At 70.3% G+C, this 25,773-nt stretch carries 22 protein-coding genes, 1 tRNA gene and 1 pseudogene; 11 read left to right on the top strand and 13 right to left on the bottom strand.

All coding sequences use genetic code 11. The features are described 5' to 3' along the window. The first annotated feature begins 107 nt into the window (after positions 1–107). The 3 genes from AB0950_RS30825 to AB0950_RS30815 all read left to right on the top strand — a co-directional run bounded on the left by AB0950_RS30825 (position 108) and on the right by AB0950_RS30815 (position 4,659). The gene (locus tag AB0950_RS30825; RefSeq protein WP_366779888.1) at positions 108–1,901 is read left to right on the top strand and encodes a PQQ-binding-like beta-propeller repeat protein; all 1,794 of its coding nucleotides are present in this window, start codon (positions 108–110) and stop codon (positions 1,899–1,901) included. An 81-nt stretch (positions 1,902–1,982) separates the two neighbouring features. Then, positions 1,983–3,740, top strand: coding sequence for a PQQ-binding-like beta-propeller repeat protein (locus AB0950_RS30820; RefSeq protein ID WP_366779887.1), 1,758 nt, complete (start codon positions 1,983–1,985; stop codon positions 3,738–3,740). 235 nt (positions 3,741–3,975) lie between these two features. Further along, entirely contained in the window at positions 3,976–4,659 is a 684-nt protein-coding gene (locus tag AB0950_RS30815) for a response regulator transcription factor (protein WP_360158036.1), read from the top strand. Between the two features lie 205 nt (positions 4,660–4,864). Here AB0950_RS30815 and AB0950_RS30810 read toward each other — a convergent pair whose 3' ends face one another. Then, positions 4,865–5,209 carry a hypothetical protein gene (locus AB0950_RS30810; RefSeq protein WP_360158033.1) on the bottom strand — a complete coding sequence of 115 codons (345 nt, stop codon included), beginning with the start codon at positions 5,207–5,209 and terminating at the stop codon, positions 4,865–4,867. A gap of 21 nt (positions 5,210–5,230) precedes the next feature. Beyond that, on the bottom strand, positions 5,231–6,922 hold the full coding sequence (locus AB0950_RS30805; protein WP_360158030.1) for a sodium:solute symporter family protein: 1,692 nt from the start codon (positions 6,920–6,922) through the stop codon (positions 5,231–5,233). Positions 6,923–7,102: 180 nt separating this feature from the next. On the opposite strand from AB0950_RS30805, the gene galT reads away from it, so the two are divergent. From galT to AB0950_RS30785, 4 genes are all read left to right on the top strand, one after another. Further along, complete coding sequence (gene galT, locus AB0950_RS30800; RefSeq protein WP_366779886.1) at positions 7,103–8,164, top strand: galactose-1-phosphate uridylyltransferase; 1,062 nt, start codon at positions 7,103–7,105, stop codon at positions 8,162–8,164. Beyond that, a complete protein-coding gene (gene galE, locus AB0950_RS30795) occupies positions 8,161–9,123 on the top strand; it encodes a UDP-glucose 4-epimerase GalE (RefSeq protein WP_366779885.1) in 963 nt (320 codons plus the stop codon). The genes galT and galE overlap by 4 nt, the downstream gene beginning before the upstream one ends. Further along, a complete protein-coding gene (gene galK, locus AB0950_RS30790; protein WP_366779884.1) occupies positions 9,123–10,277 on the top strand; it encodes a galactokinase in 1,155 nt (384 codons plus the stop codon). The genes galE and galK overlap by 1 nt, the downstream gene beginning before the upstream one ends. 324 nt (positions 10,278–10,601) lie before the next feature. Next, complete coding sequence (locus tag AB0950_RS30785; protein WP_366779883.1) at positions 10,602–11,366, top strand: response regulator transcription factor; 765 nt, start codon at positions 10,602–10,604, stop codon at positions 11,364–11,366. Here AB0950_RS30785 and tamR read toward each other — a convergent pair. Beyond that, positions 11,325–11,822 carry a MarR family transcriptional regulator TamR gene (gene tamR / locus AB0950_RS30780; protein ID WP_031169761.1) on the bottom strand — a complete coding sequence of 166 codons (498 nt, stop codon included), beginning with the start codon at positions 11,820–11,822 and terminating at the stop codon, positions 11,325–11,327. The genes AB0950_RS30785 and tamR overlap by 42 nt on opposite strands. Before the next feature lie 89 nt (positions 11,823–11,911). On the opposite strand from tamR, the gene AB0950_RS30775 reads away from it, so the two are divergent. Then, complete coding sequence (locus AB0950_RS30775; protein ID WP_366779882.1) at positions 11,912–12,724, top strand: trans-aconitate 2-methyltransferase; 813 nt, start codon at positions 11,912–11,914, stop codon at positions 12,722–12,724. A gap of 2 nt (positions 12,725–12,726) precedes the next feature. Next, a complete protein-coding gene (locus AB0950_RS30770; RefSeq protein ID WP_360158012.1) occupies positions 12,727–13,113 on the top strand; it encodes a VOC family protein in 387 nt (128 codons plus the stop codon). A 10-nt stretch (positions 13,114–13,123) separates the two neighbouring features. On the opposite strand, the gene AB0950_RS30765 is transcribed toward AB0950_RS30770, so the two are convergent. Continuing rightward, positions 13,124–13,801, bottom strand: a complete 678-nt coding sequence (locus tag AB0950_RS30765) for a TetR/AcrR family transcriptional regulator (protein WP_360158009.1) — start codon at positions 13,799–13,801, stop codon at positions 13,124–13,126. Further along, positions 13,798–14,805, bottom strand: a complete 1,008-nt coding sequence (locus tag AB0950_RS30760) for an acyl-CoA desaturase (RefSeq protein ID WP_360158006.1) — start codon at positions 14,803–14,805, stop codon at positions 13,798–13,800. Before AB0950_RS30760 ends, AB0950_RS30765 begins: the two co-directional genes overlap by 4 nt. A 302-nt stretch (positions 14,806–15,107) precedes the next feature. Between AB0950_RS30760 and ppc the strand changes: the two genes are divergently transcribed. Then, the gene (gene ppc / locus AB0950_RS30755; protein ID WP_360158003.1) at positions 15,108–17,840 is read left to right on the top strand and encodes a phosphoenolpyruvate carboxylase; all 2,733 of its coding nucleotides are present in this window, start codon (positions 15,108–15,110) and stop codon (positions 17,838–17,840) included. Between the two features lie 75 nt (positions 17,841–17,915). On the opposite strand, the gene AB0950_RS30750 is transcribed toward ppc, so the two are convergent. From AB0950_RS30750 to AB0950_RS30715, 8 genes and pseudogenes are all read right to left on the bottom strand, one after another. Continuing rightward, the gene (locus tag AB0950_RS30750; protein WP_366779881.1) at positions 17,916–18,614 is read right to left on the bottom strand and encodes an LPXTG cell wall anchor domain-containing protein; all 699 of its coding nucleotides are present in this window, start codon (positions 18,612–18,614) and stop codon (positions 17,916–17,918) included. A gap of 127 nt (positions 18,615–18,741) precedes the next feature. After that, positions 18,742–19,257: a hypothetical protein gene (locus AB0950_RS30745; RefSeq protein ID WP_360157997.1), complete on the bottom strand. Its 516-nt coding sequence runs from the start codon at positions 19,255–19,257 to the stop codon at positions 18,742–18,744. 52 nt (positions 19,258–19,309) lie between these two features. After that, the gene (gene pth, locus AB0950_RS30740) at positions 19,310–19,915 is read right to left on the bottom strand and encodes an aminoacyl-tRNA hydrolase (protein WP_360574727.1); all 606 of its coding nucleotides are present in this window, start codon (positions 19,913–19,915) and stop codon (positions 19,310–19,312) included. 77 nt (positions 19,916–19,992) lie between these two features. Continuing rightward, a complete protein-coding gene (locus AB0950_RS30735; RefSeq protein WP_360157991.1) occupies positions 19,993–20,589 on the bottom strand; it encodes a 50S ribosomal protein L25/general stress protein Ctc in 597 nt (198 codons plus the stop codon). 198 nt (positions 20,590–20,787) lie between these two features. Further along, complete coding sequence (locus AB0950_RS30730) at positions 20,788–21,768, bottom strand: ribose-phosphate diphosphokinase (RefSeq protein ID WP_360157988.1); 981 nt, start codon at positions 21,766–21,768, stop codon at positions 20,788–20,790. Positions 21,769–21,923: 155 nt separating this feature from the next. Beyond that, entirely contained in the window at positions 21,924–23,372 is a 1,449-nt protein-coding gene (gene glmU, locus AB0950_RS30725) for a bifunctional UDP-N-acetylglucosamine diphosphorylase/glucosamine-1-phosphate N-acetyltransferase GlmU (RefSeq protein WP_360157985.1), read from the bottom strand. A 124-nt stretch (positions 23,373–23,496) separates the two neighbouring features. Beyond that, positions 23,497–23,568, bottom strand: a tRNA-Gln gene (locus AB0950_RS30720). A 13-nt stretch (positions 23,569–23,581) separates the two neighbouring features. Next, positions 23,582–24,308: pseudogene (locus AB0950_RS30715) on the bottom strand (hypothetical protein). Positions 24,309–24,468: 160 nt separating this feature from the next. Between AB0950_RS30715 and AB0950_RS30710 the strand changes: the two are divergent. Beyond that, positions 24,469–25,770, top strand: coding sequence for a histidine kinase (locus AB0950_RS30710; protein WP_366779880.1), 1,302 nt, complete (start codon positions 24,469–24,471; stop codon positions 25,768–25,770). Positions 25,771–25,773: the final 3 nt, after the last annotated feature.

Here is a 25,773-nt window from a genome sequence, read left to right as displayed (position 1 = left end):
CCGGGTGATAGAAAGAGCCGTCTGAGAACCGTCTGAGTAACGACCCAGGGTCCGTCGAGAACCTCAGGGCGTGGCGAAGAATCAGTGAACGAGGGGGAAGAGCGCTGATGACCCAGCCGCCCAGTCAGCCGCCGCAGGGCGGATTCGGAGCGCCGCAGGACCAGCCACCGCAGGGTGGCGGATTCGGAGCGCCCCAGCCGCCTCCGGCCCAGGGCGGCTTCGGGCCCCCGAGCGCCCCGCAGAGTCCTCCGGGCGCCCCTCAGCCCACCCCCGGCGCTCCGGGCGCCCCCGCCGCGCCCCCGCCGCCCGCCGGCCCGCCGCAGCCCCAGCCCGGTTACGGCTACCCCCAGCAGCCGGGTCCGTACGGCGCTCCCGCCCCCTACGGCTATCCGCAGCAGCCGGGCCCCTACGGGGCGGCGCCCCAGCCCGGGTTCGGCCACCCGCAGCAGCCGCCGTACCCGGGCGCGCCCGCCCCCGCGTCCGGCGGGAAGAAGACCGCGCTGATCATCGGCGCCGCGGCGGCCGCCCTGCTCGTCATCGGCGGCACGGTGTACGCGGTCACGAGCGGCGGTGACGACGGCGGCAAGAAGAAGCCGGTCGCCCAGCAGAGCGACGACTCCAAGCACTCCTCCTCTTCCTCCGGTTCGCCGAGCCCGTCGAGCGGCGGCGACGACCCGGAGGACCTCAACGCGGGCCGCAAGGCCGGTGAGGCGAAGGTGCTCTGGTACAAGCCGGCCCCGGACGCCCCCGGCGGCGGCGCCGACGCGCCCGGCATGTGGGTCACCGGCAAGGCGGTGGTGAAGGCGGCGTACAAGCAGGTCTTCGCCTACGGCCTGGGCGACGGCAAGCCCGCCTGGAGCCCGCTCTCCTTCCCGCAGAAGATCTGCGCGGTCACCCCGCAGAAGTCGGCGGACGACAAGGTCGTCGTCGCGTACATGAGCGGCGCCGGCGACAACGCCAAGTGCAACCAGCTGCAGCAGATAGACCTGGGCACCGGCGAGAAGGGCTGGAGCGCCAAGGTCGCCGACGGCGGACTGTTCGACAGCGCGCTCAACGTCGAACTGACCGTGAGCGGCAGGACGCTGATGGTGGGTCGTTCGGAGTCGGGCACGGCGTACGACATCGACAGCGGCAAGAAGCTGTACGACAAGGAGAAGTACGGCGCCGCCTGCTTCCCGGCCGCGTACGCGGGCGGCACCGACCGGCTGATCCAGGTGTCCTCGTGCGGCGCCGGCGGCAGCAACGCGCACGACGAGATCCAGGAACTGGACCCGGCCACCGGCAAGGTGCGCTGGTCCCAGCCGGTCAAGAAGGGCTGGCAGGTCACCCGGGCCTTCTCCGTGGACCCGCTGGTGGTCTATCTGACCAACCAGGACAAGAAGGCCTGGAACATCTCGACGTTCACCAAGGACGGCAGGTTCCGCTCCGAGGTGAAGGTCGACGAGAAGTTCGGCCCGCGCTGCGGCTGGGCGATCCTCGAACGCGATCTGCAGGGCTGCCAGGGCGTGGCCGCGGACGCCGACACGCTGTACCTGCCGACGAACGCCACCGCGAGCGCCAACGAGATCGTCGCCATCGGCCTGGCCGACGGCAAGGCGAAGTGGCGGGTGAAGTCCCCGGCGGACGAGCCGATGTACCCGGTGAGGGTCGAGGGCGGCAAGCTCGTCGCCTATGTGCAGCCGTCGTTCGACGCGGGCGGCCAGGTGGTGTCGGTCCCGGCCACCGGCTCCTCCCACCGCATCACCAAGCTGCTGCAGAACCCGCAGGGCACCGCCGAGATCGAGGACACCTTCTACGACAGCGTCGTGGACTGGGCCGACGGGCGGTTCTTCATCTCCTCCGGCCGGCTGTCCGGCAGCGACCAGGCGAAGGAGAAGCTGATCATGGCCTTCGGCAACTGAGCCGCCGCCCGGCGCCCTTCCGCCCGTCTCAAGTCCCCGTCCCCGACAGGCTCGTACGAGCCTCACCGAGGTACCCGCGTCATGACCCAGCCGCCCCCTCCGCCGCCGAGCCAACCGCCGAACCAGCCCCCGCAGCCGCCCGGCTTCGGCCCCTCGAACCCGAATCAGCCCCCGCAGCCGCCACCCGGCTACGGCTACCCGCACCCGGCGCCGCCCCCGCAGCCCGGTTACGGCTACCCCGGCCCGCAGCAGAATCCTTACGGTCAGCAGACCCCGGTCTACGGCCAGCAGCCCGCCGCGGGCTACGGGGCCGGGCCGCAGAACCCGTACGCCCAGCCCGCACCGCCGCCCGGTTACGGCTATCCGGGCCAGCCACCTCAGGCGCCGATGCCGCCGCAGCCGGGGCAGGGCGGCGGGCGGAACACCACCGCGCTCGTCATCGTCGTCGCGGCGGTCGTCGCGATCGCCCTGATCGTCACCGGCGGCATCTGGTACGCCAACTCCTCCGGGGACGGCGGCAAGAAGCACGACACCGCCTCCTCCAGCGGCGGCACCGGCGGCAAGAACGGCAGCGGCGGCACCGGCGGCGGCAAGGAGAAGGCGCCGGCCGACCCTGCGGCGAAGGAGCTGTTCAAGGTGCCGCTGCCCACCGCGGACGACGTGGTGAGCACCGTGGGCTCGTGGCTGACCGACAAGGTGTACGCCAAGAGCGGCGTCGCCGAGATCGTCGGCTACGACCCGGCCAAGGGGACCAAGCTCTGGACGATCAAGCTGCCCGGCCCGGTGTGCGCCGCCAGCAGGCAGGCCACGTCCGACGGCCGGACCGCGATCACCTACCAGCCGAAGTGGGACACGAAGGACCACTTCGCCGGATGCACGCAGATCGCCGCCATCGATCTCGACGCCGGCAAGAAGCTGTGGACGAAGACGGTCAAGTCCGGTGACTACCCGGTCAATTACCAGAACGTGACGGTCGGCCAGCGCACCGTCGCGGCCGGCGACACCGAGGGCGGGGCCGCCTTCGACATCGACTCCGGCAAGCCGCTGTGGCTGCCGAAGCCGGGCGACGACTGCTACGACGCCGGGTACGGCGGCGGCGCCAAGCTGGTCGCGGTGCGCAGCTGCGGAGACGTCGACAACACGCGGCTGCTCATCCAGACCCTGGACCCGAAGACGGGGAAGGTGATCTCCGAGTACCGCATGGACCAGGGCATCGACAAGGCGTCCGTCGTCTCCACCGACCCGCTGGTGGTGGCCGCCTCCGCGGGCGACAGCACCCAGATCACCGACTACTTCTCCATCGACAACAAGACGGGCAGGCTGCTCGCGCACATCTCCGCGCCGGCCGACACCTACGGCGGCAAGTGCGACGGCATCACCCGCTTCGAGGACTGCCACGAGATCGCCGTCGGCAACGGCAAGCTGTACCTGCCGACCGCGGAGCACGACTCCTCCTCCGGTCTCGGCCAGACCAACTCGATCGTCGCCTTCGACCTCACCACCGGCAAACCGACGGGCCAGCGTGCCGACGCCGGCGACGGCACCACGCTCGTTCCGCTGCGCATGGACGGGAGCAACCTGCTCGCCTACAAGCCGCCGACGTACAAGGACGGCGGTCAGGTCGTCAGCATCGACGGCGGCAGCTTCAAGGCGACCAAGCTGCTGGTGAATGCCGGAGGGCAGAAGGCGCGAGAGGCCGAGAGCAACTTCCTGCCCGACAGCGACGAGTTCCTCTTCCACGACGGCCGCCTGTACCTGGGGCAGGTCTTCGCCCAGCACAAGGGCTCGTCGTCGATCGGCGAACAGGACCTGGTGCTGGTGTTCGGCACGGGCGGCTGACCGTCCCAAAGGACCGCCGTGGCGGGTCTCGCCCGAATGGGTGACTTGCCGAGAAGTGCCCCGGATTTCATCGATCCGGGGCACTTCTCATCAAGAGGGGCAGCGCGACGTCGAACAAGCGTGTAGCTTCCGGGGGCATATGGAGGGCGGAGGCGCCGGGGGGCCCTCTGTCCTTGCGGACCGGTGGGCGTCCATAGTGGGGCATCCATGGGGGACTGGGGGGTGGGGTTGCTCTATGGGAGTGCGGCTCATGGTCGTCGACGACCATCGCCTGCTCGCGGAGGCGCTCGCGTCGGCGCTCAAGCTGCGCGGGCACCGGGTGCTCGCCGCGGCGGCGCCGGCCGCGGGCGCGGCGGACCTGGTGATCGCGCGGGCGCCGGAGGTGTGCCTGCTGGGTACGGCGGCGCCGGCCGAACCGGGCGTCTTCGACCCGGTGACGAAGATCAAGCGGGAGCGGCCGCAGGTCGCGGTGCTGGTGCTCGGGCCGGTGCCGTCGCCGCGCGGGATCGCGGCGGCGTTCGCGGCCGGCGCGTCGGGGTACGTGCGGCACGACGAGCGGATCGAGGGCGTCGAGCGGGCGATCATGAAGGCGCGGGCCGGCGAGGCGGCGGTCGCCCCGCAGCTGCTGCAGGGGGCGTTCGAGGAGCTGCTCAACCCCGCCGCGCAGCCCGACGACGAGGCACAGCGGCTGTTGTCGATGCTGACGCCCCGGGAGGTGGAGGTGCTGGTCCGGGTGGCCGACGGCGAGGACACCCGGGTGATCGCGGCGGGCATGGGCATCGCGCCGAGCACGGCCCGGACCCACGTCCAGCGGGTGCTGATGAAGCTGGGCGTGGGCTCGCGGCTGGAGGCGGCGGCGCTGGCGGCGCGGACGGGGCTGCTGGACCGGGCGGGGCCATTGGGCTCCGGTCCTGAGTAGGCGCCCGGCGTCGCTGAGGGCCCCGTTGATGGCGCTGCTCGCTGGGAGGTGCCTCCCCCACCGCCCACCCGTGCCGCCTGGGGGCGCCCCAGGCCCTTGAGGCACTGGGGGAGGCGCGACTGCCCGCAGCTACCAGCGCCCCGAACGGGCGCGGGGAACTGCGCGATCAGCCCCCACGCACCCGCGGTCGAAAGGCGGCCGGCGGTTACTCCTCGTCCTCCGGCAGCCCCTCCGGAGGAACCGGCGGAGGCGTCGGCCGCAGCCTCAGCCAGACCAGGAAGAAGATGCCCAGCAGGAGCATGCCGATCCCGGTCCACAGGTTGATGTTGACGCCCTGGGCCTTGTCGATGGCGGCCTTGGAGTCGGTGATGCCGGTGACGGTGACGATGACGCCGTACAGCACGAACAGGCCGCCGATGATGCGGCGCAGGTCGAAGATGCGGGCCGCCGTCGCGGACTTGCCCTGCAGCTCGGTGACCTCCCGCTGGACGTCCTTCTCGCTGTAGTGGAAGCCCTCGCCCGGGCGGTCGGAGTGCGCGTTGTCGCTCATGGTTTCCTCGATCCTCCCGCGTCAGAACGAGAACGGGATGTAGCAGACGGCGGCCAGCACGACCGCGCCCCAGCCCAGCAGGGCCGGCCTGCGGTACCAGGCCTCGTCCCCGGGGGCGGGCGGTTCGGACATGCCGGGGGAGCGGGTGCCGTAGACCAGGCCCTGCAGTTCCTCGGCCGGCTTGGGCTTGGTGAACAGGGACACCGCGACCATCACGACCGCGCCGGCGACGAAGCCCGCGATCGCGGAGACGAAGTTGGCGCCCTGGTCGGAGGGGATGGCGATGATCCCCTTCTTGTAGAGGACGAAGTAGTTGATCATCGCGGTCACGGTGCCCGCGAGCAGGCCCCAGAAGCCGGACTTGGCGGACGCCCGCTTCCAGAACATGCCGACGATGAACACCACGAACATCGGCACGTTGAAGAAGGAGAACAGCGTCTGCAGGTAGGACATGATGTTCGAGAACGAGGACGCCAGGAACGCCGTGCCGATGGAGGCGAGGACGCCGACCACGGTGATCAGGCGGCCGAACCCGACGTAGTACGCGTCCTCGCGGCCCCGCACCACGTACTTCGCCCAGATGTCGTTGGTGAACACGGTGTTGAAGGACGACACGTTGGCCGCCATGCCGGCCATGAAGGCGGCGAGCAGACCGGTGACCGCGATGCCGAGCACGCCGTTCGGCAGCAGCTCCTGCATCAGGAACGGGATGGCGTCGTTGTACTGGTAGCCGGAGCCGGCGGTGCCGAACTTCGGGATGAGCGCGGCGGCGACCAGGCCCGGGATCATCACCAGGAAGACGATGAAGATCTTCGGGTAGGCGGCGATCAGCGGGGTGCGCTGCCCGGCGGAGAGGTTCTTGGCGGACAGGGCGCGCTGGACCTCGGCGAAGTTGGTCGTCCAGTAGCCGAAGGAGAGGACGAAGCCGAGACCGAGGACGATGGTCAGCCAGTTGGCGCCCAGCGGGTTGACGTGGCCGATGCCGGTGCCGCCCCAGGCGGTGGTGAAGTTCGCTCCGTGGCTCGCGGTGAGCTTGTGGGTCAGGCCGTCCCAGCCGCCGACCTTCTTCAGGCCGAGGGCGGTGATCGGGATGAGGGCGGCCAGGATCACGAAGAACTGCAGGACCTCGTTGTAGATCGCCGAGGACAGACCGCCGAGGGTGATGTACGCGAGGACGAAGGCGCCGGCGACCACGATGGCCACCCACTGCGGCCAGCCGAGCAGGGCCTCCACGACGATCGCGAGGGCGTAGAGGTTGACGCCCGCGATGAGGATGGCGGCGAACGCGAACAGGATCGAACTCAGCAGGTGAGCGGCCCGGTCGAAGCGCAGCAGCAGGAACTCGGGGACCGAGCGGACCTTGCTGCCGTAGTAGAACGGCATCATCACCAGGCCCAGGAAGACCATGGCCGGGATGGCGCCGATCCAGTACCAGTGCACGGTGTACGCGCCGTACTGGGCGCTGTTCGCCGCCATGCCCAGGATCTCGGTGGCCGCCAGGTTCGCCGAGATGAAGGCGAGGCCGGTGATCCAGGCGGGCAGCGAGCGTCCGGACAGGAAGAAGTCGAGGCTGGTCTTCACCGAGCGGCGGGCCGCGAAGCCGATGCCGAGCACGACGACGAAGTAGATCGCCAGGATCGTGTAGTCCAGCCAGTTGGTGGGGAGCCGTAGCTGCGCCGCCAGGTACACGGGGCTGTCTGTGGGGGTTTGCATGGGTACTCGCTTCGTTGCGCGAACTGATCCAGTGCGGAACCTACGCCGCCGCCTTCAGTATTTGAACACTTCTGTTGGTGTTCTTTGTTTGATTGTGATGAACCGCAGTGTTGTCGAGTTGTGGTCTGTTATGTTTGATTGTGTTGAGTGATTGGGTGCGGGACGTAGAGGAGTCCGGCGTTGAAGAAGACCTCGACACGGCTGGCCGACGGTCGTGAGCTCATTTACTACGACCTGCGGGACGACACCGTGCGGGACGCCGTCGACCGCCGCCCGCTGGAGCGGACCCTCACGACGTCCGAGATCCGCCGTGACGTGCTGCTCGGCGACTCGGTCGCCGTCGCCTCCCACCGGCAGGGCCGCACCTACCACCCGCCGGCCGACGAGTGCCCCCTGTGCCCGACGCAGGGCGACCGGCTCAGCGAGATCCCGGACTCGTCGTACGACGTCGTCGTCTTCGAGAACCGGTTCCCCTCGCTCGCCGGGGACTCCGGCCGCTGCGAGGTCGTCTGCTTCACCTCCGACCACGATGCCTCCTTCGCCGACCTGGACGTCGAGCAGGCGCGCCTGGTGCTGGACGCCTGGACGGACCGGACGTCGGAGCTGTCGCATCTGCCCTCCGTCGAGCAGGTGTTCTGTTTCGAGAACCGCGGTGCCGAGATCGGTGTGACGCTGGGTCACCCGCACGGACAGATCTACGCCTACCCGTTCACCACCCCGCGCACCGCGCTGATGCTCCGCTCGCTCGCCGCGCACAAGGAGGCGACCGGCGGCGAGAACCTCTTCGACGCCGTCCTGGAGCAGGAACGCGCCGGGGAACGGGTCGTCCTCGAGGGTGAACACTGGGTGGCGTTCGTGCCGTACGCGGCCCACTGGCCGTACGAGGTCCACCTGTACCCGAAGCGCCGCGTGCCCGACCTGCTCGCGCTCGACGAGGCGGCGCGCACAGAATTCCCCCAGGTGTATCTGGAACTCTTGAAGCGCTTCGACCGGATCTTCGGCGAGGGTGAGCCTCCGACGCCGTACATCGCGGCCTGGCACCAGGCCCCGTTCGGCGCGCTGGAGGAGTTCGACGGCGTCACGCGCGACGACTTCGCGCTGCACCTCGAGCTTTTCACCATCCGCCGCACTTCCGGCAAGCTGAAGTTCCTCGCGGGTTCCGAGTCCGGCATGAACGTGTTCATCAACGACGTGCCGCCGGAACGCGCGGCCGAGCGACTGCGAGAGGTAGCGAGTTCATGAAGTACCTGGTGACCGGTGGCGCCGGTTACGTCGGCAGTGTCGTGGCCCAGCACCTGCTGGAGGCCGGCCACGAGGTCACCGTCCTGGACAACCTCTCCACCGGCTTCCGCGAGGGCGTCCCGGCCGGCGCGGCCTTCATCGAGGGCGACATCCGCGACGCCGCCAAGTGGCTCGACCCCTCCTACGACGGCGTGCTGCACTTCGCCGCGTCCTCGCAGGTCGGCGAGTCGGTGGTGAAGCCCGAGAAGTACTGGGACAACAACGTCGCCGGCTCGCTGGCGCTGCTCGGCGCGATGCGCGAGGCGGGCGTGCGCAGGCTGGTGTTCTCCTCCACGGCGGCCACCTACGGCGAGCCGGAGCAGGTCCCGATCGTGGAGAGCGCCCCGACACGGCCGACCAACCCCTACGGCGCCACCAAGCTGGCCGTCGACCACATGATCACCAGTGAGGCGAACGCCCACGGCCTGGCCGCGGTCTCCCTGCGCTACTTCAACGTGGCCGGCGCGTACGGCGCCTACGGCGAGCGCCACGACCCCGAGTCGCACCTCATCCCGCTGGTCCTCCAGGTCGCCCAGGGCCGCCGCGAGGCGATCTCCGTCTACGGCGACGACTACCCGACCTCGGACGGCACCTGCGTGCGCGACTACATCCACGTCGCCGACCTGGCCGAGGCCCACCTGCTGGCCCTGGAGGCGGCCCGCCCGGGCGAGCACCTGATCTGCAACCTCGGCAACGGCGAGGGCTTCTCCGTGCGCCAGGTCATCGAGACGGTCCGGCAGGTCACCGGCCACCCGATCCCCGAGGTGGTCGCCCCGCGCCGGGGCGGCGACCCGGCGGTCCTGGTCGCCTCCGCCGAGGCCGCCCGCGAGAAACTCGGCTGGAACCCGTCCCGCGCGGATCTCGCGGGCATCGTCGCGGACGCCTGGCAGTTCGCACAGCACACCGCAAGGGGGCAGTAGTGGGGGCACAGCAGGTCGCGCAGCGCTTCACCGAGCTGTACGGGGCCGCGCCGGACGGCGTCTGGGCGGCACCGGGCCGGGTCAACCTGATCGGCGAGCACACCGACTACAACGACGGCTTCGTGATGCCGTTCGCCCTGCCGCACCGGACGGTCGCCGCGGTCTCCCGCCGCGCCGACGGCGTCCTGCGCCTGCACTCGGCGGACATCGAGGGCGGCGTGCAGGAACTGCGGCTGGACGCCCTGGCCCCGCAGAGCGACGACGACTGGACGGCGTACCCGGCGGGGGTCGTCTGGGCGCTGCGCGAGGCGGGCCACGCGGTGACCGGCGCGGACGTCCACCTGTCCTCGACGGTCCCGACCGGCGCGGGCCTGTCCTCCTCCGCGGCACTGGAGGTGGTGATCGCCCTCGCCCTGAACGACCTGTACGAGCTGGGCCTTCCGGGCTGGAAGCTGGCACGCCTGTGCCAGCGCGCCGAGAACGTCTACGTCGGCGCCCCGACCGGCATCATGGACCAGACGGCGTCCGCCTGCTGCGAGGCCGGCCACGCCCTGTTCCTCGACACCCGCGACCTGTCCCAGCGGCAGATCCCCTTCGACCTCGCCGCCGAGGGCCTGCGCCTGCTGGTCGTCGACACCCAGGTCAAGCACGCGCACAGCGGCGGCGAGTACGGCAAGCGCCGGGCCGGCTGCGAGAAGGGCGCGGCCCTGCTCGGCGTCGACGCCCTGCGGGACATCCCCTACGACGGACTCGACGCGGCGCTTCAGCGGCTGAGCGACGAGGAGGAGGTGCGCCGCCTGGTCCGGCACGTCGTGACCGAGGACCAGCGGGTCGAACGGGTCGTCGGCCTGCTCCACGCCGGCGACACCCGCGCCATCGGCCCCGTCCTCACCGAGGGACACGCCTCCCTGCGCGACGACTTCCGCATCTCCTGCCCGGAGCTGGACCTCGTCGTCGACACCGCCCTGGCCAACGGCGCCCTCGGCGCCCGCATGACCGGTGGCGGCTTCGGCGGCTCGGCGATCGTCCTGACGGAGGCGGCCGAGGTGGACACCCTCACCAAGGCCGTCGAGGAGGCCTTCGCCGCCGCGGGCTTCACGACCCCGCGCGTGTTCGAGGCGGTGCCGTCGGCGGGGGCCGTCCGGCTGCTGTGACGCCCTCGCGGTCTGCCCCGGGCAGATCACGTCGGGCTCTGTCGACTTTCGTCCCGCTACGAAACTCCCGGCTCACCACACACGCCTGAAGACGGCCAGTTCTGCAAATCCGCTTCCGCCGCGTGCCGCCATCCGTACTCTGAGGAGCAGCGCCGGTGGGGGCCGGTGCTGATCAGGGGGCGAGACAGGCGGGTACGGCGCCCGCGGTGGGGTATCTGTGTCCGCGACGGCGGCGGCCGTGCGGCGCATGACCTCTTCCGTGGGTGCCGTGTCCGCGCGGCGTCTCGTTCTCCACAGGACCAGGCCCGGTCCGGGAGGGGTTTCGTGGTTCGTATCCGAGTCCTGGTCGTCGACGACCACCGCATCTTCGCCGAGTCGCTCGCCGCTGCCCTGGCCGCCGAGCCGGACGTCGAGGTCTCCGCCGCCGGCAGCGGCCCCGCCGCGCTGCGCTGCCTGGAGCGGGCGGCCGCGGAGGGCCGCCGCTTCGACGTGCTGCTGGTCGACGCCGACCTCGGCGGCACCGTGCCCGGCGGCCGTCCGGCCGTGCCCGTGCAGGACGACGAGGAAGGCCTCGTCGACGGGATCTCACTGGTCGCGGGCGTGCGCGTCGCACAGCCCGGCGTGCGGATCGTCGTGCTCGCCGAGAAGGACGACTCCCGGCGCGCCGCGCTCGCGCTGCAGGCCGGCGCCTCCGGGTGGGTCGCCAAGGACTGCTCGCTGTCCCGGCTGCTGACGGTGATCCGGGGCGTGCTGCGCGACGAGACCCATCTGCCGCCCGCGCTGCTCACCGGCGTCCTCAAGGAGATGACGGCCGCCCGCCGGCACCGCACCGAGAGCGAGCGGCTGGTGGAGTCCCTCACCCCGCGCGAGCGGGAGGTGCTGCGCTGCATGGTCGCGGGGCTGGGCCGCAAGGCCGTCGCCGAGCGGCTGTTCCTCTCCCCGCACACCGTGCGCACCCATATGCAGAACGTCCTCGGCAAGCTGGGCGTCCACTCCACGCTGGCCGCCGTCGCCCTCGCCCGCCGCGCGGGGGTCGGACCGGCCGACCTAACCGGGGATGTTGTCGAACGGGGCGGTCAACTGGCGTAGCAGCCCGGCCAGTTCCGCCCGCTGGGCGCGGGACAGCTCGCCGAGGATCGCCCGCTCCTGCTCCAGCAGGCCGGCCAGCGCCTGGTCCGCGCGGTCCCGGCCGGTGTCGGTCAGCCGGACGAGCACGCCCCGCCGGTCGCTCGGGTCCGGCAGCCGCTCCACCAGGCCCTTCTTGGCCAGCCGGTCGATCCGGTTGGTCATCGTGCCCGAGGTGACCAGGGTCTGCGTCAGCAGCTGGCCGGGGGAGAGCTGGTACGGCGTGCCGGCGCGCCGCAGCGCGGTGAGCACGTCGAACTCCCACGGCTCCAGTTGATGCTCGGCGAAGGCGAGCCGCCGGGCACGGTCCAGATGCCGGGCGAGCCGGCTCACCCGGCTGAGCACTTCCAGCGGCTCCACGTCGAGGTCCGGACGTTCCCGGCGCCACGCTGCGACCAGCCGATCGACCTCGTCCTCCATGGAGATCAGTGTAGTGGTTGTGTCGACGTGAAGTCTCTTGATGTCAAGTCTCTTGACATCGAGAGAAATTGGAGAGGAGAGTGGTGGCCATGACGACCCCCATCTGGGACCCCGGGCAGTATCTGCGGCACGCCGGTCACCGGGCCCGTCCCTTCGCCGACCTCCTCGCCCGCGTCCCCGCCCTGCCCACCCCGGCGCCCCGCATCGCCGACCTCGGCTGCGGCCCGGGCAACGTCACCGCGCAACTCACCGAACGCTGGCCCGCCGCCCACGTCACCGGCTACGACAACTCGCCCGCCATGCTCGATCGGGCCCACACCGAGCACGAGGGCCCCACGGCCGGCGGCGGACGGCTCGACTTCGCCCACGCCGACGTCCGCACCTGGGCGCCCGAGGAGCCGCATGACCTGATCGTCTCCAATGCGACCCTGCAGTGGGTGCCGGGGCACGCCGACCGCTTCGCCGACTGGATCGCCGGCCTCAGGCCCGGCGGCACCCTCGCCTTCCAGGTACCGGACAACATCGACGCCCCGCTGCACGCCCTGATGCGGGAACTGGCCGCCACCCCCCGCTGGAAGGCCCGCCTCGCCGACGTGCTGCGCCGCACCGACTCCGTGCACACCCCCGGCGCCTATCTGGACCGCCTCGCCCGCCTGGGCTGCGCGGCCGACGTGTGGCAGACGACGTACTTCCACGTCCTCGAGGGCGAGGACCCCGTCCTGGACTGGGTGAAGGGCACCGGACTCAGGCCCGCGCTGACCGCCCTCGCCGGCGACCCCGAGGCACGGGAGCGGTTCCTCGCCGAGTACCGGGACCTGCTGCGGCAGGCCTACCCGAGCGCGCCGTACGGCACCGTCCTGCCCTTCCGCCGCCTGTTCGCCGTCGCCGTGAAGGAAGCCTGAGCATGATCACCGCGCTGGACCATGTGCAACTGGCGGCCCCGCCCGGATCGGAGGACGCGCTGCGGGCGTACTACGCCGGCGTCCTGGGCATGACCGAGATCCCGAAACCACCGGCACTGGCGGCACGCGGCGGCTGCTGGTTCCAGGCGGGCGCCGTCCAGCTCCACCTGGGCGTCGAGGACGCCCCCGCCGGCGGCGGAGAATGTCACTGGCGCCCGGCGAAGAAGGCCCACCCGGGGCTGAGGGTGACGGGCATCGAGGCGTACGCGGCCCGGCTCGCCGCGAGGGGCGCACCGGTGACCTGGGACGACAACCTCCCCGGCCACCTGCGCTTCTACTCCGAGGACCCGGTGGGCAACCGGCTGGAGTTCCTGGAGCCGGCCGGGTAATCCGGCCCGGTCAGCTCTTGCGGTGCCCGATCAGCCGCGGCTTCTGCTCCAGCCCGTCCAGGCCGTGCCACGCCAGGTTCACCAGATGGGCGGCGACCTCCGCCTTCTTCGGGCGGCGTACGTCCAGCCACCACTGCCCGGTCAGCGCGACCATGCCGACCAGCGCCTGCGCGTACAGCGGGGCCAGCTTCGGGTCGAAGCCGCGGGACTTGAACTCGCGGCCCAGGATGTCCTCCACCTGCGTCGCGATGTCCGAGATCAGCGAGGCGAAGGAGCCCGTGGACTGCGGGATGGGGGAGTCGCGGACCAGGATGCGGAAGCCGTCCGTGTACTCCTCGATGTAGTCCAGCAGCGCGAACGCCGCCTGCTCGCACAGCTCACGCGGGTGCCCGGCCGTCAGAGAGCTGGTCACCATGTCCAGCAGGCGGCGCATCTCGCGGTCCACGACCACCGCGTACAGGCCCTCCTTGCCGCCGAAGTGCTCGTACACCACCGGCTTGGACACCCCGGCCTTCGCCGCGATCTCCTCCACCGAGGTGCCTTCGAAACCTTTCGCCGCGAAGAGGGTGCGACCGATCTCCAGCAGCTGCTGGCGGCGCTCGGCACCGGTCATACGGGTCCGGCGGGTCCGCCGCGGCTTTTCGTTGCTGGAGGTGCTGCTGGAGTCGGTCGCCACGGCGTCAATCATGCCGCCTTCGCGGTCTCCTTCCGGCGCCGGGAGCCGTCATCACCGGTGCTGCGGCGCGAATCGATACGCGAGCGTGACGGCCAGCGCACGTCGTACGCCCAGCCGAGCAGCTCGAAGATCCGGATGAACCGCGCCGAGGAGTCGATCTGGCCGCGCATCACACCGTGCCGCGCCGAGGTCGGGTCGGCGTGGTGCAGGTTGTGCCAGGACTCGCCGCACGACAGCACCGCCAGCCACCACACGTTGCCCGAACGGTCCCGCGACTTGAACGGCCGCTTGCCCACCGCGTGGCAGATCGAGTTGATCGACCACGTCACATGGTGCAGCAACGCCACCCGGACGAGTGAACCCCAGAAGAACCCCGTGAACGCGCCCCACCAGGACATCGTCACCAGACCGCCGATCAGCGGCGGCAGCCCCAGGGACACGATCGTCCACAGGACGAACTGGCGGGAGATCGTCCGGATCGCCCTGTCCTTGATCAGGTCCGGCGCGTACTTGTCCTGCGGAGTCTGCTCCTCGTCGAACATCCAGCCGATGTGGGCCCACCACAGGCCCTTCATCAGCGCCGGAACGGTCTCCCCGAACCGCCACGGCGAGTGGGGGTCGCCCTCGGCGTCGGAGAACTTGTGGTGCCTGCGGTGATCGGCCACCCAGCGCACCAGGGGCCCCTCCACCGCCATCGACCCCATGACCGCCAACGCGATCCGCAGGGGCCGTTTGGCCTTGAACGAGCCATGGGTGAAGTACCGGTGGAAACCGATCGTGATGCCGTGGCACCCCAGGAAGTAGAAGAAGACCAGCAGGCCCAGATCGAGCCAGCTCACCCCCCAGCCCCAGGCCAGCGGCACGGCCGCCACGAGTGCCACGAACGGCACGACGATGAACAGGAGCAGTGTGATCTGTTCGATCGAACGCTTCTGCTCGCCGCCCAGTGTGGCGGAGGGGGTGGAGGTGTCGGTGGCCTTACGGGCTTCTTCGATCACGTCGGAACTTGAGGTCATGCGCGTCCCCTGTGGGGTCGAGGGTCGAGGCAGGCGCCGGGCGAGCGGAACCGCACGGGAGTGGACGGCCCTTCCCTACGGTTCCGTAACCTACGGCGTCGTAAGTATGGCAGCGTGTCGTGCGGCGGCAAGAGCCCCGGAGCCTGCGCGTCCCCATCGACACCTATCCTTGAACTCGGTCGGACAGCGCGGTCCGCTGAAGTTTCCTTCCCGGACGCTCCGGCCCGTATGCGGCACCCGCCGCCGCGGCAGCCGGCCGGGTTCCCTCCAGACGAGCTTCCACACTGCAAGGAGCCGCACCTGTGAGCAGTGCCGACGACCAGACCACCACGACCAGCAGCGAGCTGCGCGCCGACATCCGCCGGCTGGGTGATCTCCTCGGCGAGACCCTCGTACGGCAGGAAGGACCCGAGCTCCTCGACCTGGTCGAGAAGGTCCGCCGCCTCACCCGCGAGGACGGCGAGGCCGCCGCCGAGCTGCTGCGCGGCACCGAGCTGGAGACCGCGGCCAAGCTGGTCCGCGCCTTCTCCATCTACTTCCACCTCGCCAACGTCACCGAGCAGGTGCACCGCGGCCGCGAACTGCGCGCCCGGCGCGCCGCCGAGGGCGGCCTCCTCGCCCGTACGGCGGACCGGCTGAAGGACGCCGACCCGGAGCACCTGAAGCAGACCGTCCAGAACCTGAACGTCCGCCCGGTGTTCACGGCGCACCCCACCGAGGCCGCGCGCCGCTCGGTGCTGAACAAGCTCCGGCGCATCGCCGCGCTCCTGGAGGCCCCGGTCCAGGGCTCCGACCGCCGCCGCCACGACGTCCGCCTCGCCGAGAACATCGACCTCGTCTGGCAGACCGACGAGCTGCGGGTCGTACGCCCCGAGCCCGCCGACGAGGCCCGCAACGCGATCTACTACCTCGACGAGCTCCACGCGAACGCCGTCGGCGACGTCCTGGAGGACCTGACCGCCGAACTGGAACGCGTCGGCGTCAAGCTCCCCGACGACACCCGCCCCCTCACCTTCGGCACCTGGATCGGCGGCGACCGCGACGGCAACCCCAACGTCACCCCCCAGGTCACCTGGGACGTCCTGATCCTCCAGCACGAACACGGCATCAACGACGCCCTGGAGACGATCGACGAACTGCGCGGCCTGCTCTCCAACTCCATCCGCTACGCCGGCGCCACCGAAGAACTCCTGGAGTCCCTCAAGGCCGACCTGGAGCGGCTGCCCGAGATCAGCCCCCGCTACAAGCGCCTCAACGCCGAGGAGCCCTACCGGCTCAAGGCCACCTGCATCCGGCAGAAGCTGGAGAACACCAAGCAGCGCCTCGCCAAGGGCACCCCGCACGAGCCGGGCCGCGACTACCTCGGCACCAGCGAACTCCTTGCCGACCTGCGGATCATCCAGACCTCCCTGCGCGAGCACCGCGGCGCCCTCCTCGCCGACGGACGCCTCGCCCGCACCATCCGCACCCTCGCCGCCTTCGGCCTGCAGCTCGCCACCATGGACGTCCGCGAACACGCCGACGCCCACCACCACGCCCTCGGCCAGCTCTTCGACCGCCTCGGCGAGGAGTCCTGGCGCTACGCCGACATGCCCCGCGAGTACCGTGCCAAGCTCCTCGCCAAGGAACTGCGCTCCAGAAGGCCGCTGGCCCCCAGCCCGGCCCCCGTGGACGCCGCCGGCGCCAAGACCCTCGGCGTCTTCCAGACCGTCAAGCGCGCCCTGGAGGTCTTCGGACCCGAGGTCGTCGAGTCCTACATCATCTCCATGTGCCAGGGCGCCGACGACGTCTTCGCCGCCGCCGTCCTCGCCCGCGAGGCCGGCCTCGTCGACCTGCACGCCGGCTGGGCCAGGATCGGCATCGTGCCGCTGCTGGAGACCACCGACGAGCTGCGCGCCGCCGACACCATCCTCGAGGACATGCTCTCCGACCCGTCCTACCGGCGCCTGGTCGCGCTGCGCGGCGACGTCCAGGAGGTCATGCTCGGCTACTCCGACTCCTCCAAGTTCGGCGGCATCACCACCAGCCAGTGGGAGATCCACCGCGCCCAGCGGCGCCTGCGTGACGTGGCGCACCGCTACGGCGTCCGGCTGCGCCTCTTCCACGGCCGCGGCGGCACCGTCGGCCGCGGCGGCGGCCCCTCCCACGACGCCATCCTCGCCCAGCCCTGGGGCACCCTCGAAGGCGAGATCAAGGTCACCGAGCAGGGCGAGGTCATCTCCGACAAGTACCTCATCCCATCCCTCGCCCGGGAGAACCTGGAACTGACCGTCGCGGCCACCCTGCAGGCCTCCGCCCTGCACACCGCCCCCCGCCAGTCCACCGAGGCCCTCGCCCGCTGGGACGCCGCCATGGACGTCGTCTCCGACGCCGCCCACGCCGCCTACCGCCGCCTCGTCGAGGACCCCGACCTGCCGACGTACTTCCTCGCGTCGACGCCGGTGGACCAGCTCGCCGACCTGCACCTGGGCTCCCGGCCCTCCCGCCGCCCCGGCTCCGGCGTCTCGCTCGACGGCCTGCGCGCCATCCCCTGGGTGTTCGGCTGGACCCAGTCCCGGCAGATCGTCCCCGGCTGGTTCGGCGTCGGTTCGGGCCTGAAGGCCCTGCGCGAGACCGGCCTCGACACCGTCCTCGACGAGATGCACCAGCAGTGGCACTTCTTCCGCAACTTCATCTCCAACGTCGAGATGACCCTCGCGAAGACCGACCTGCGCATCGCCCAGCACTACGTCGACACCCTCGTCCCCGACGACCTCAAGCACGTCTTCGACACCATCAAGGCCGAACACGAACTGACCGTCGCCGAGGTGCTCCGCGTCACCGGTGAGAAGGAACTCCTGGACCACCAGCCCGTCCTGAAGCAGACCTTCGCCATCCGCGACGCCTACCTCGACCCGATCAGCTACCTCCAGGTCACCCTCCTCAAGCGCCAGCGCGACGCCGCCGCGGCCGGCGAGCAGCCCGACCCGCTGCTCTCCCGCGCCCTGCTGCTCACCGTCAACGGCGTCGCGGCCGGCCTGCGCAACACCGGCTGACCCGCCGGGGACGGCACTACGACGGTGCCCCCGAGCCTCGCTGCTCGGGGGCACCGCCTCGTCCACGGGCTCCGGTCAGCCCCGGGCCGCCTTCCGGCGCCGCAGCACCAGGAAACCGCCGCCCGCGACCAGCGCCGCCGCGACACCCGACAGCACGCCCACCGGGACGCCGTTGCCGGTCTCGGCCAGGTCACCCCCGCCCGCACCGCCCTGCGCCGAGGCGGACGCCGACGGGACGGCACCACCGGCGGAGGCGGACGCCGAAGCCGACGCAGCGGCCGACGCGGACGACCCGGCCGACGCCGACGCGGACGCCGGGGCGGACGGGGACGCGGACGCCGACGCCCCCGTGCCGCCCTCGGGGGACGAGCAGTCCGTCCAGAACACCTTGTGCTTCGCCGCCTTGCTCTTCTCACCGGCGAAGTTCCAGAACAGCTTGTAGTGCCCGTCCGGCAGCGACAGATCCTCCGTACGGCCATGACCCGCGCCGTCCAGGACGATCGAACCGGACTTCACCGTCTCGCCCTTGACGCCGGCCGTCGGCGCCCAGGAATCGATGTGCCAGGACACCTGCTGGCCACCGTCGAAACCGAAGGCGTCCAGATAGAACGTGCACACATGCGGCTCGTTCCGGCGCAACTCCGCGCCGGTCGAGGCATCGTGGATCTTGACCGTGCCGTTGTCGCCGGGCGCGGTCGCATGAGCGGAAGGCGCCGTGAACACGGCGGCCGCAGCGACGGCGCACACGGCGCCGACGCGGGTGGGGGTACGCATGAGGCGGTCCACTCTTCATGTTGCTGATGGGGGAAGAAGTGGGGGTGGCGGCTCAGCTTCCATCCCCCGCTGACCCAACGTCAATCACGAACAGACAACACCTGCCAGCCCCCACCGGCGCGCTGCCTCACGAACCGGCGGACACCGCCACGAACGCGCCCGTCAGCAACGCCACACCACACCCCGCCAGCACCCACGCCACCCGCGTCAGCCGCAACCCGCCGGCCACCACCACCGAGGCCAGCAGCAACGCACCGCCCAACGGCACCCACGCGTACAGAATCCCCGCCGGGCCCGAACGCACCGCGACCGCCGTACCCGGCTTCAGCACCACGTCGTACGTCTGCCCCTTGCGCACCGCCACCGACTTCGCCAGCTCCACGCGCGCGCGTGCCCGCGCCCCCGCCGACACCGGCGTGAACGCACCCGTGCACGTGTCCCCCGTGCAGGCGGTCACCCGCACCGTGCCCTGCTCCCGGCCCTTCGTCAGCATCACGTGCTGCGCGGTCCCCCACGAACCCCACACCCCCGCGAACACAATCAGCGCGGCGACCGCGCCCATCGCCGCGACCCGCCCGAACCGCAACGCGGTCACGGACGCCTGGCGAGCAGAGGTGGCTGAGGCAGGCATGGCCGGGATCATTGGCCATAGGGCCACGACCGGTCAACTCGCCCGCCCGCCGTACCAGCACATGTCAGGAGTTGTACGCGCTCTGCGCCCGCTCCAGACCCTCCGTCACCAGACACTCCACCGAGTCCGCCGCCCGGTCCACCAGGTAGTCCAGCTCCTTGCGCTCCGCCGACGAGAAGTCCTTCAGCACGAAGTCCGCCACCTGCATACGACCCGGAGGCCGCCCGATCCCGAACCGCACCCGGTGATAGTCCGAACCCATCGCCTTCGTCATCGACTTCAGGCCGTTGTGCCCGTTGTCGCCGCCGCCCAGCTTCAGCCGCAGCGTCCCGTAGTCGATGTCCAGCTCGTCATGCACCGCCACGACGTTCCCCACCGGCACCTTGTAGAAGTCCCGCAGCGCGTTCACCGGACCACCGGACAGATTCATGTACGACATCGGCTTCGCCAGGATCACCCGCCGGCTCCCCGGCCCCGCCGGACCGATCCGCCCCTCCAGAACCTGCGCCTGCGCCTTGCCCGCCCGCTTGAACTTCCCCCCGATCCGCTCCGCGAGCAGGTCCACCACCATGAAACCGACGTTGTGCCGGTTCATGGCGTACTCCGGCCCGGGATTGCCGAGCCCGACGATCAGCCAGGGATCAGTGCTGGCGGGGGTGGTCACGTCCATCTCTCCTTGATACGCGCCAGCCGCCGCTGCCCGCGAGGGGCAGCGGCGGCTGAACCGATGACGACGACGGTCGAGGATCAGGCCTCGGCCGCCTCCTCGCCCTCCTCGGCGGCCTCGCCCGCGGTCTCCTCGGCCTGCGCCTGCAGGACCTGCAGCACGACCGCGTCCTCGTCCACGGCCAGGGAGACACCCTGCGGCAGGGTGATGTCCTTGGCGTGGACGGAGGCGCCGGCCTCCAGGCCCTCGACGGAGACCGTCAGGGCCTCGGGGATGTGGGTCGCCTCGGCCTCGACCGGCAGCGCGGACAGGACGTGCTCCAGCAGGTTGCCACCCGGGGCCAGCTCGCCCTCGGCGTGCACCGGAATCTCGACCGTGACCTTCTCACCGCGCTTGACCAGCAGCAGGTCGACGTGCTCCAGGAAGCCCTTCAGCGGGTCGCGCTGCACGGCCTTCGGGATCGCCAGCTCGTTGGACTTGCCGTCGATGTCCAGGGAGATCAGGACGTTCGGCGTACGCAGCGCCAGCAGCAGGTCGTGACCCGGCAGGGTCAGGTGCACCGGGTCGGTGCCGTGGCCGTAGAGAACAACCGGCACCTTGTTGTCACGGCGGATGCGACGGGCCGCACCCTTGCCGAACTCGGTACGGGTCTCGGCGGCGAGCTTCACCTCGGACATGATGATCACTCCTCGTAGGAACTCGGAACGGACGTGGTCACCCGGCCACGAACGGCCTGCTACGAAGAGCGCGTCGATAACGGACCGCCGTACACGAGTACGGCCTCCCTCGCCGAGCAACTGCAGCAGTCTACTCGGAGGGGGAGGCCGTACCCAAAACGATCTTCAGCCGCGGTCAGCGCAGCCGGTGCAGAAACCTCACTGCTCGTCGAACAGGCTCGTCACCGAACCATCCTCGAACACCTCACGCACCGCACTCGCGATCGTCGGAGCGATCGACAGCACCGTGATCTTGTCCAGATCCCGGCCCAGCTCCCCCGGCGTCGGCAGCGTGTTCGTGAACACGAACTCACTCACCCGCGAGTTCTTCAGCCGGTCCGCCGCCGGACCCGACAGCACACCGTGCGTCGCCGTGACGATCACGTCCTCCGCACCATGCGCGAACAGCGCGTCCGCCGCCGCACAGATCGTGCCACCGGTGTCGATCATGTCGTCCACCAGGACACACACCCGGCCCTTGACCTCACCCACGACCTCGTGGACCGTCACCTGGTTCGCCACGTCCTTGTCACGCCGCTTGTGCACGATCGCCAGCGGCGCACCCAGCCGGTCACACCACCGGTCCGCCACCCGCACCCGGCCCGCGTCCGGCGACACCACCGTCAGCTTGTCCCGGTCCACCTTCTGGCCCACGTAGTCCGCCAGCAGCGGCAGCGCGAACAGATGATCCACCGGCCCGTCGAAGAAGCCCTGGATCTGATCCGTGTGCAGATCCACCGTCAGGATCCGGTCCGCACCCGCCGTCTTCATCAGATCCGCGATCAGACGCGCCGAAATCGGTTCACGCCCCCGGTGCTTCTTGTCCTGCCGCGCGTAACCGTAGAACGGCACGATCACCGTGATCGAACGAGCCGAAGCACGCTTCAGCGCGTCGATCATGATCAACTGCTCCATGATCCACTTGTTGATCGGAGCCGTGTGGCTCTGGATCAGGAAACAATCCGCACCACGAGCCGACTCCTGGTAGCGGACATAGATCTCACCGTTCGCGAAGTCGAAGGCCTTCGTCGGGACGACCCCGACACCCAACTGCTGGGCGACCTCCTCGGCAAGCTCGGGGTGGGCGCGGCCGGAGAAGAACATCAACTTCTTCAAGCCGGTCGTCTTGATCCCGGTCACAGCACAGTCTCCTCAGAGGTTGTCTCAGCCAGCCGACTGCTCACACAGCCTCCCGACAGCACAAGAGAGGCCATATCAGCTGGTAGGGGGTGCGGGTGCACGCGTGCGGATGTGCACTTATCACGGTACGCCGACTTTGACGCACCCGTTTCCGGTCAGTCCTCGTTCTCGCCCCTCCGGGACGCCGCCTCGGCCGCCTTCGCCGCCGCGCTCCCCGGACGCTTCCGAGCCACCCAACCCTCGATATTCCGCTGCTGACCACGGGCCACGGCCAGCGAACCGGGCGGCACATCCTTTGTGATCACAGACCCGGCGGCGGTGTACGCACCGTCCCCGACCGTGACAGGAGCCACAAACATGTTGTCCGAACCCGTCTTGCAGTGCGAGCCCACCGTCGTGTGATGCTTGTGCTCTCCGTCATAGTTCACGAACACACTCGCCGCCCCGATGTTCGTGTACTCACCGATCGTCGCATCACCCACATAGGACAGATGCGGCACCTTCGTGCCCTCACCGATGCTGGCGTTCTTCGTCTCGACGTACGTCCCGATCTTGCCCTTGGTGCCGAGCCGGGTGCCGGGACGGAGGTAGGCGTACGGCCCCACGGACGCCTCGGCCCCCACCACGGCCCCGTCCGACACGGTGTTGTCCACCCGCGCCCCCGCACCCACCTGCGTGTCCTTCAGCCGGCTGTTCGGCCCCACCTCGGCACCCTCACCGATGTGCGTCGACCCCGACAGCAGCGTGTTCGGAAGCACCACGGCATCCCGCCCGAAGGTCACCGTCACATCCACCCAGGTGGACGCGGGATCGACCACGGTCACCCCGTCCAGCATCGCCGCGGTCAGCAGCCGGTCGTTCAGAATCCGGCGCGCCTCGGCCAGCTGCACCCGGTTGTTGATCCCGGCGATCTCCCGGTGATCGCCCGCCACCGAGGCGCCCACCCGGTGACCGGCCTCCCGCAGGATCCCCAGCACGTCCGTCAGGTACTCCTCACCCTGACTGTTGTCCGTCCGCACCTTCTTCAGCGCGTCCGCCAGCAACTGCCCGTCGAACGCGAACACCCCGCTGTTGATCTCCCGGATCGACCGCTGGGCGTCGGAGGCGTCCTTGTGCTCCACGATCGCGGTGACGGCACCCGTCGCCTCGTCCCGGACGATCCGGCCGTAACCGGTGGCGTCCGGAACCTCGGCGGTCAGCACGGTCACGGCGTTGCCGTCGGCGGCGTGCGTCTCGGCGAGCCGCTTGAGCGTCCCGCCGGTCAGCAGGGGCGTGTCCCCGCACACGACCACCACGGTCCCGTCCACGGACCCGCCCAGCTCCTCCAGCCCCATCCGCACGGCGTGCCCGGTGCCGTTCTGCTCCGCCTGCACGGCGGTCCTGACGGCCGGGTCGATCTCGTTCAGATGCGCGGTGACCTGCTCACGGGCGTGCCCCACGACGACGACCAGGTTCTGCGGGTCCAACTCACGGGCGGCGGCCAGCACATGGCCCACGAGGGAACGACCGCAGATCTCGTGCAGGACCTTCGGTGTGGCCGACTTCATACGGGTGCCCTCACCCGCTGCGAGAACGACGACGGCTGCCGGGCGGATGGCGCTCACGGGGTTGCCCTTCGGCTGTGGGTGAGTGGGGATGACAGCCGCAGGATACCGGGGGGAGTTTTGGGGGGCATGAGAGCGGGCCCTGGCGGTGGTGACACCGGTCAGGACCCGAACCGAGCATGTGCTCCCCTGCCAGGACTCGAACCTGGAATGATCCATCCAAAGTGGATAGTGTTGCCTATTACACCACAGGGGATTACAAACCCAACCTAATCGGACATTTCGCCGATCGGGCGGGCGGCTCCCAACACTATGCCGTACCAAGAGCCTTCGATGCGACGGTACAAGTCCGCTCCTTTCAGGACTTTGATCACGAGGCACCCGCGGTAGTTCTCACCGGTGTTCTTGCGAACCGTCTTGGGGTTGTGCTTCTTGAGGGTCGTCTTGTTGAAGGAGGACCGGTCGGCATCGACAAGGTCGGCCCAGTACCTCTCAGCCCATGCAACGTCCGCGTTCTCGTGGATCATGACGGTGTACCGCAGGCGCTCGCGCTCCACCCCCAGGAGGTCGAGCCAGGCGAGGAAGACCGCGATGACTCCGGGATCGCTGTTGACGAAGGTGACGTTCTCGCGGCGGTCGTACGGCTTGTCCTTGCTTCCCTCGGCCCAGTAGAGGCTCACGCCCACCAGGAAGAGTTCGCGAGTGCTGAGGCTTCCGATCGCCCGCTTGGCCGCCTCCTTGGTTTGCTGTCGCTCCTCGTCACGGAGGCGCAGCTTCGCTTCCCAGCCCCGCCTCGCGATCTTCGCGGCCTCCTCCGGGCTCCGCTTGCGCTCCGGCCTCGGCAGGTCCCGTACCCACAGTGAGATCGAACTCTTGGAGCAGCACAGTTCGACCTGGATCTGGTCGTAGGTTGAGGCCGGCCCGGCGCAGTGCGACCGCCCTCTCCCGCAGGTCCTCGAAGTCGGCGTATTTGCTGGGTGAATGTGCCGTGGGCATACCGTCTGGCCGGAATGAGCGGTTCCGGGGTCGAACGGGAAGGGTCCATCAGTTCGAGTGATTCTGGTGGGTTTCGAGGGCGTTCGGTTACCGATCGCGGCGTGTGGAGGTCGGCGAAAGTCACCGGAAAAGGCGCAGGCGTCGCCCGTAGGCTGGAGGTATGACCACGACGGGGGAAGAGCACGCCAGGGCCGGGAGCGGGCCGTGGTGGTGGAGCAGATGGCGTAGCGCGGTGCTGGACGGGAGTCTGGCGCTGGTGTCGGCCGTGGAGTGCGGTGCGGAGGGCGTGCCGTTCGCGCGGGACGCGGGTATTCCGGTGGCGGTGGGGGTCGTCTTCGGGGTGGTCGCCGGGTCCGTGTTGCTGGTGCGGCGCAAGTGGCCCATCGCGGTGGTGCTGGTCGCGATCGCGATCACGCCGGCGCAGATGGGGTTCCTGCTGGGGATCGTCGGCCTGTACACGCTGGCGGCGTGTGAGGTGCCGCGCCGGATCATCGGTGCGCTGGCGGGGATGTCGCTGGTGGGCACGGCGGTGGTGACGTTCGTGCGGGTGCGTCAGGGCATGGCGCGGGGTGATCTGACGCTGGGCGACTGGTTCGTGCCGTTCGCGGCGGTGACGACGGCGCTGGGGCTGACGGCGCCGCCGGTGCTGCTGGGGCTGTATGTGGGGGCGCGGCGGCGGTTGATGGAGAGCTTGCGGGAGCGGGCGGACAGTCTGGAGCGGGAGCTTCAGCTGCTGGCCGAGCGGGCGGAGGAGCGGGCCGAGTGGGCGCGGAACGAGGAGCGGACGCGGATCGCCCGGGAGATGCATGACGTGGTCGCGCACCGGGTGAGTCTGATGGTGGTGCATGCGGCGGCGTTGCAGGCGGTGGCGCGGAAGGATCCGGAGAAGGCGGTGCGCAATGCCGCGCTGGTGGGGGACATGGGCCGGCAGGCGTTGACGGAGTTGCGTCAGATGCTGGGGGTGTTGCGGGCGGGGGAGGATGCGGGCCGGCGTGTGCCGGGGGTGCCGTTGGCCGCGGTGCGGGAGGCGGCTGCGGTTGCGGCGTCGCGGGCGGGGGAGGAGGACGGGCCGTCGTTGTCGGAGCTGGAGGAGTTGATCGGGCAGTCGGCTGCGGCGGGGATGGTCGTGGATCTGTCGGTGGAGGGGGAGGCGCGGTCGTATGCGGCGGCGGTGGAGCAGACGGCGTACCGGGTGGTGCAGGAGGCGCTGACGAACGTCCACAAGCATGCGGCGGGTGCGAAGACGCATGTGCGGTTGGCGCACCGGGTGTCGGAGATCGCGATGCAGGTGGAGAACGAGCCGCCGCCGGAGCCGGGGTCGGCGTCGGCGGCGGGGTTGCCGTCGGGTGGGAACGGCCTGGTGGGGATGCGTGAGCGGGTCGTGGCGCTGGGTGGTGTGTTCGTGTCGGGGCCGACGGATGCGGGGGGTTTCCGGGTGTCGGCGGTGATTCCGGCGGCGTAGGGC

Source organism: Streptomyces sp. NPDC007189, assembly GCF_040703635.1.
GTDB lineage: Bacteria > Actinomycetota > Actinomycetes > Streptomycetales > Streptomycetaceae > Streptomyces.
The sequence above is the reverse complement of the archived record's forward strand: the minus strand, read 5'-3'. Positions and strand labels throughout refer to the sequence as shown.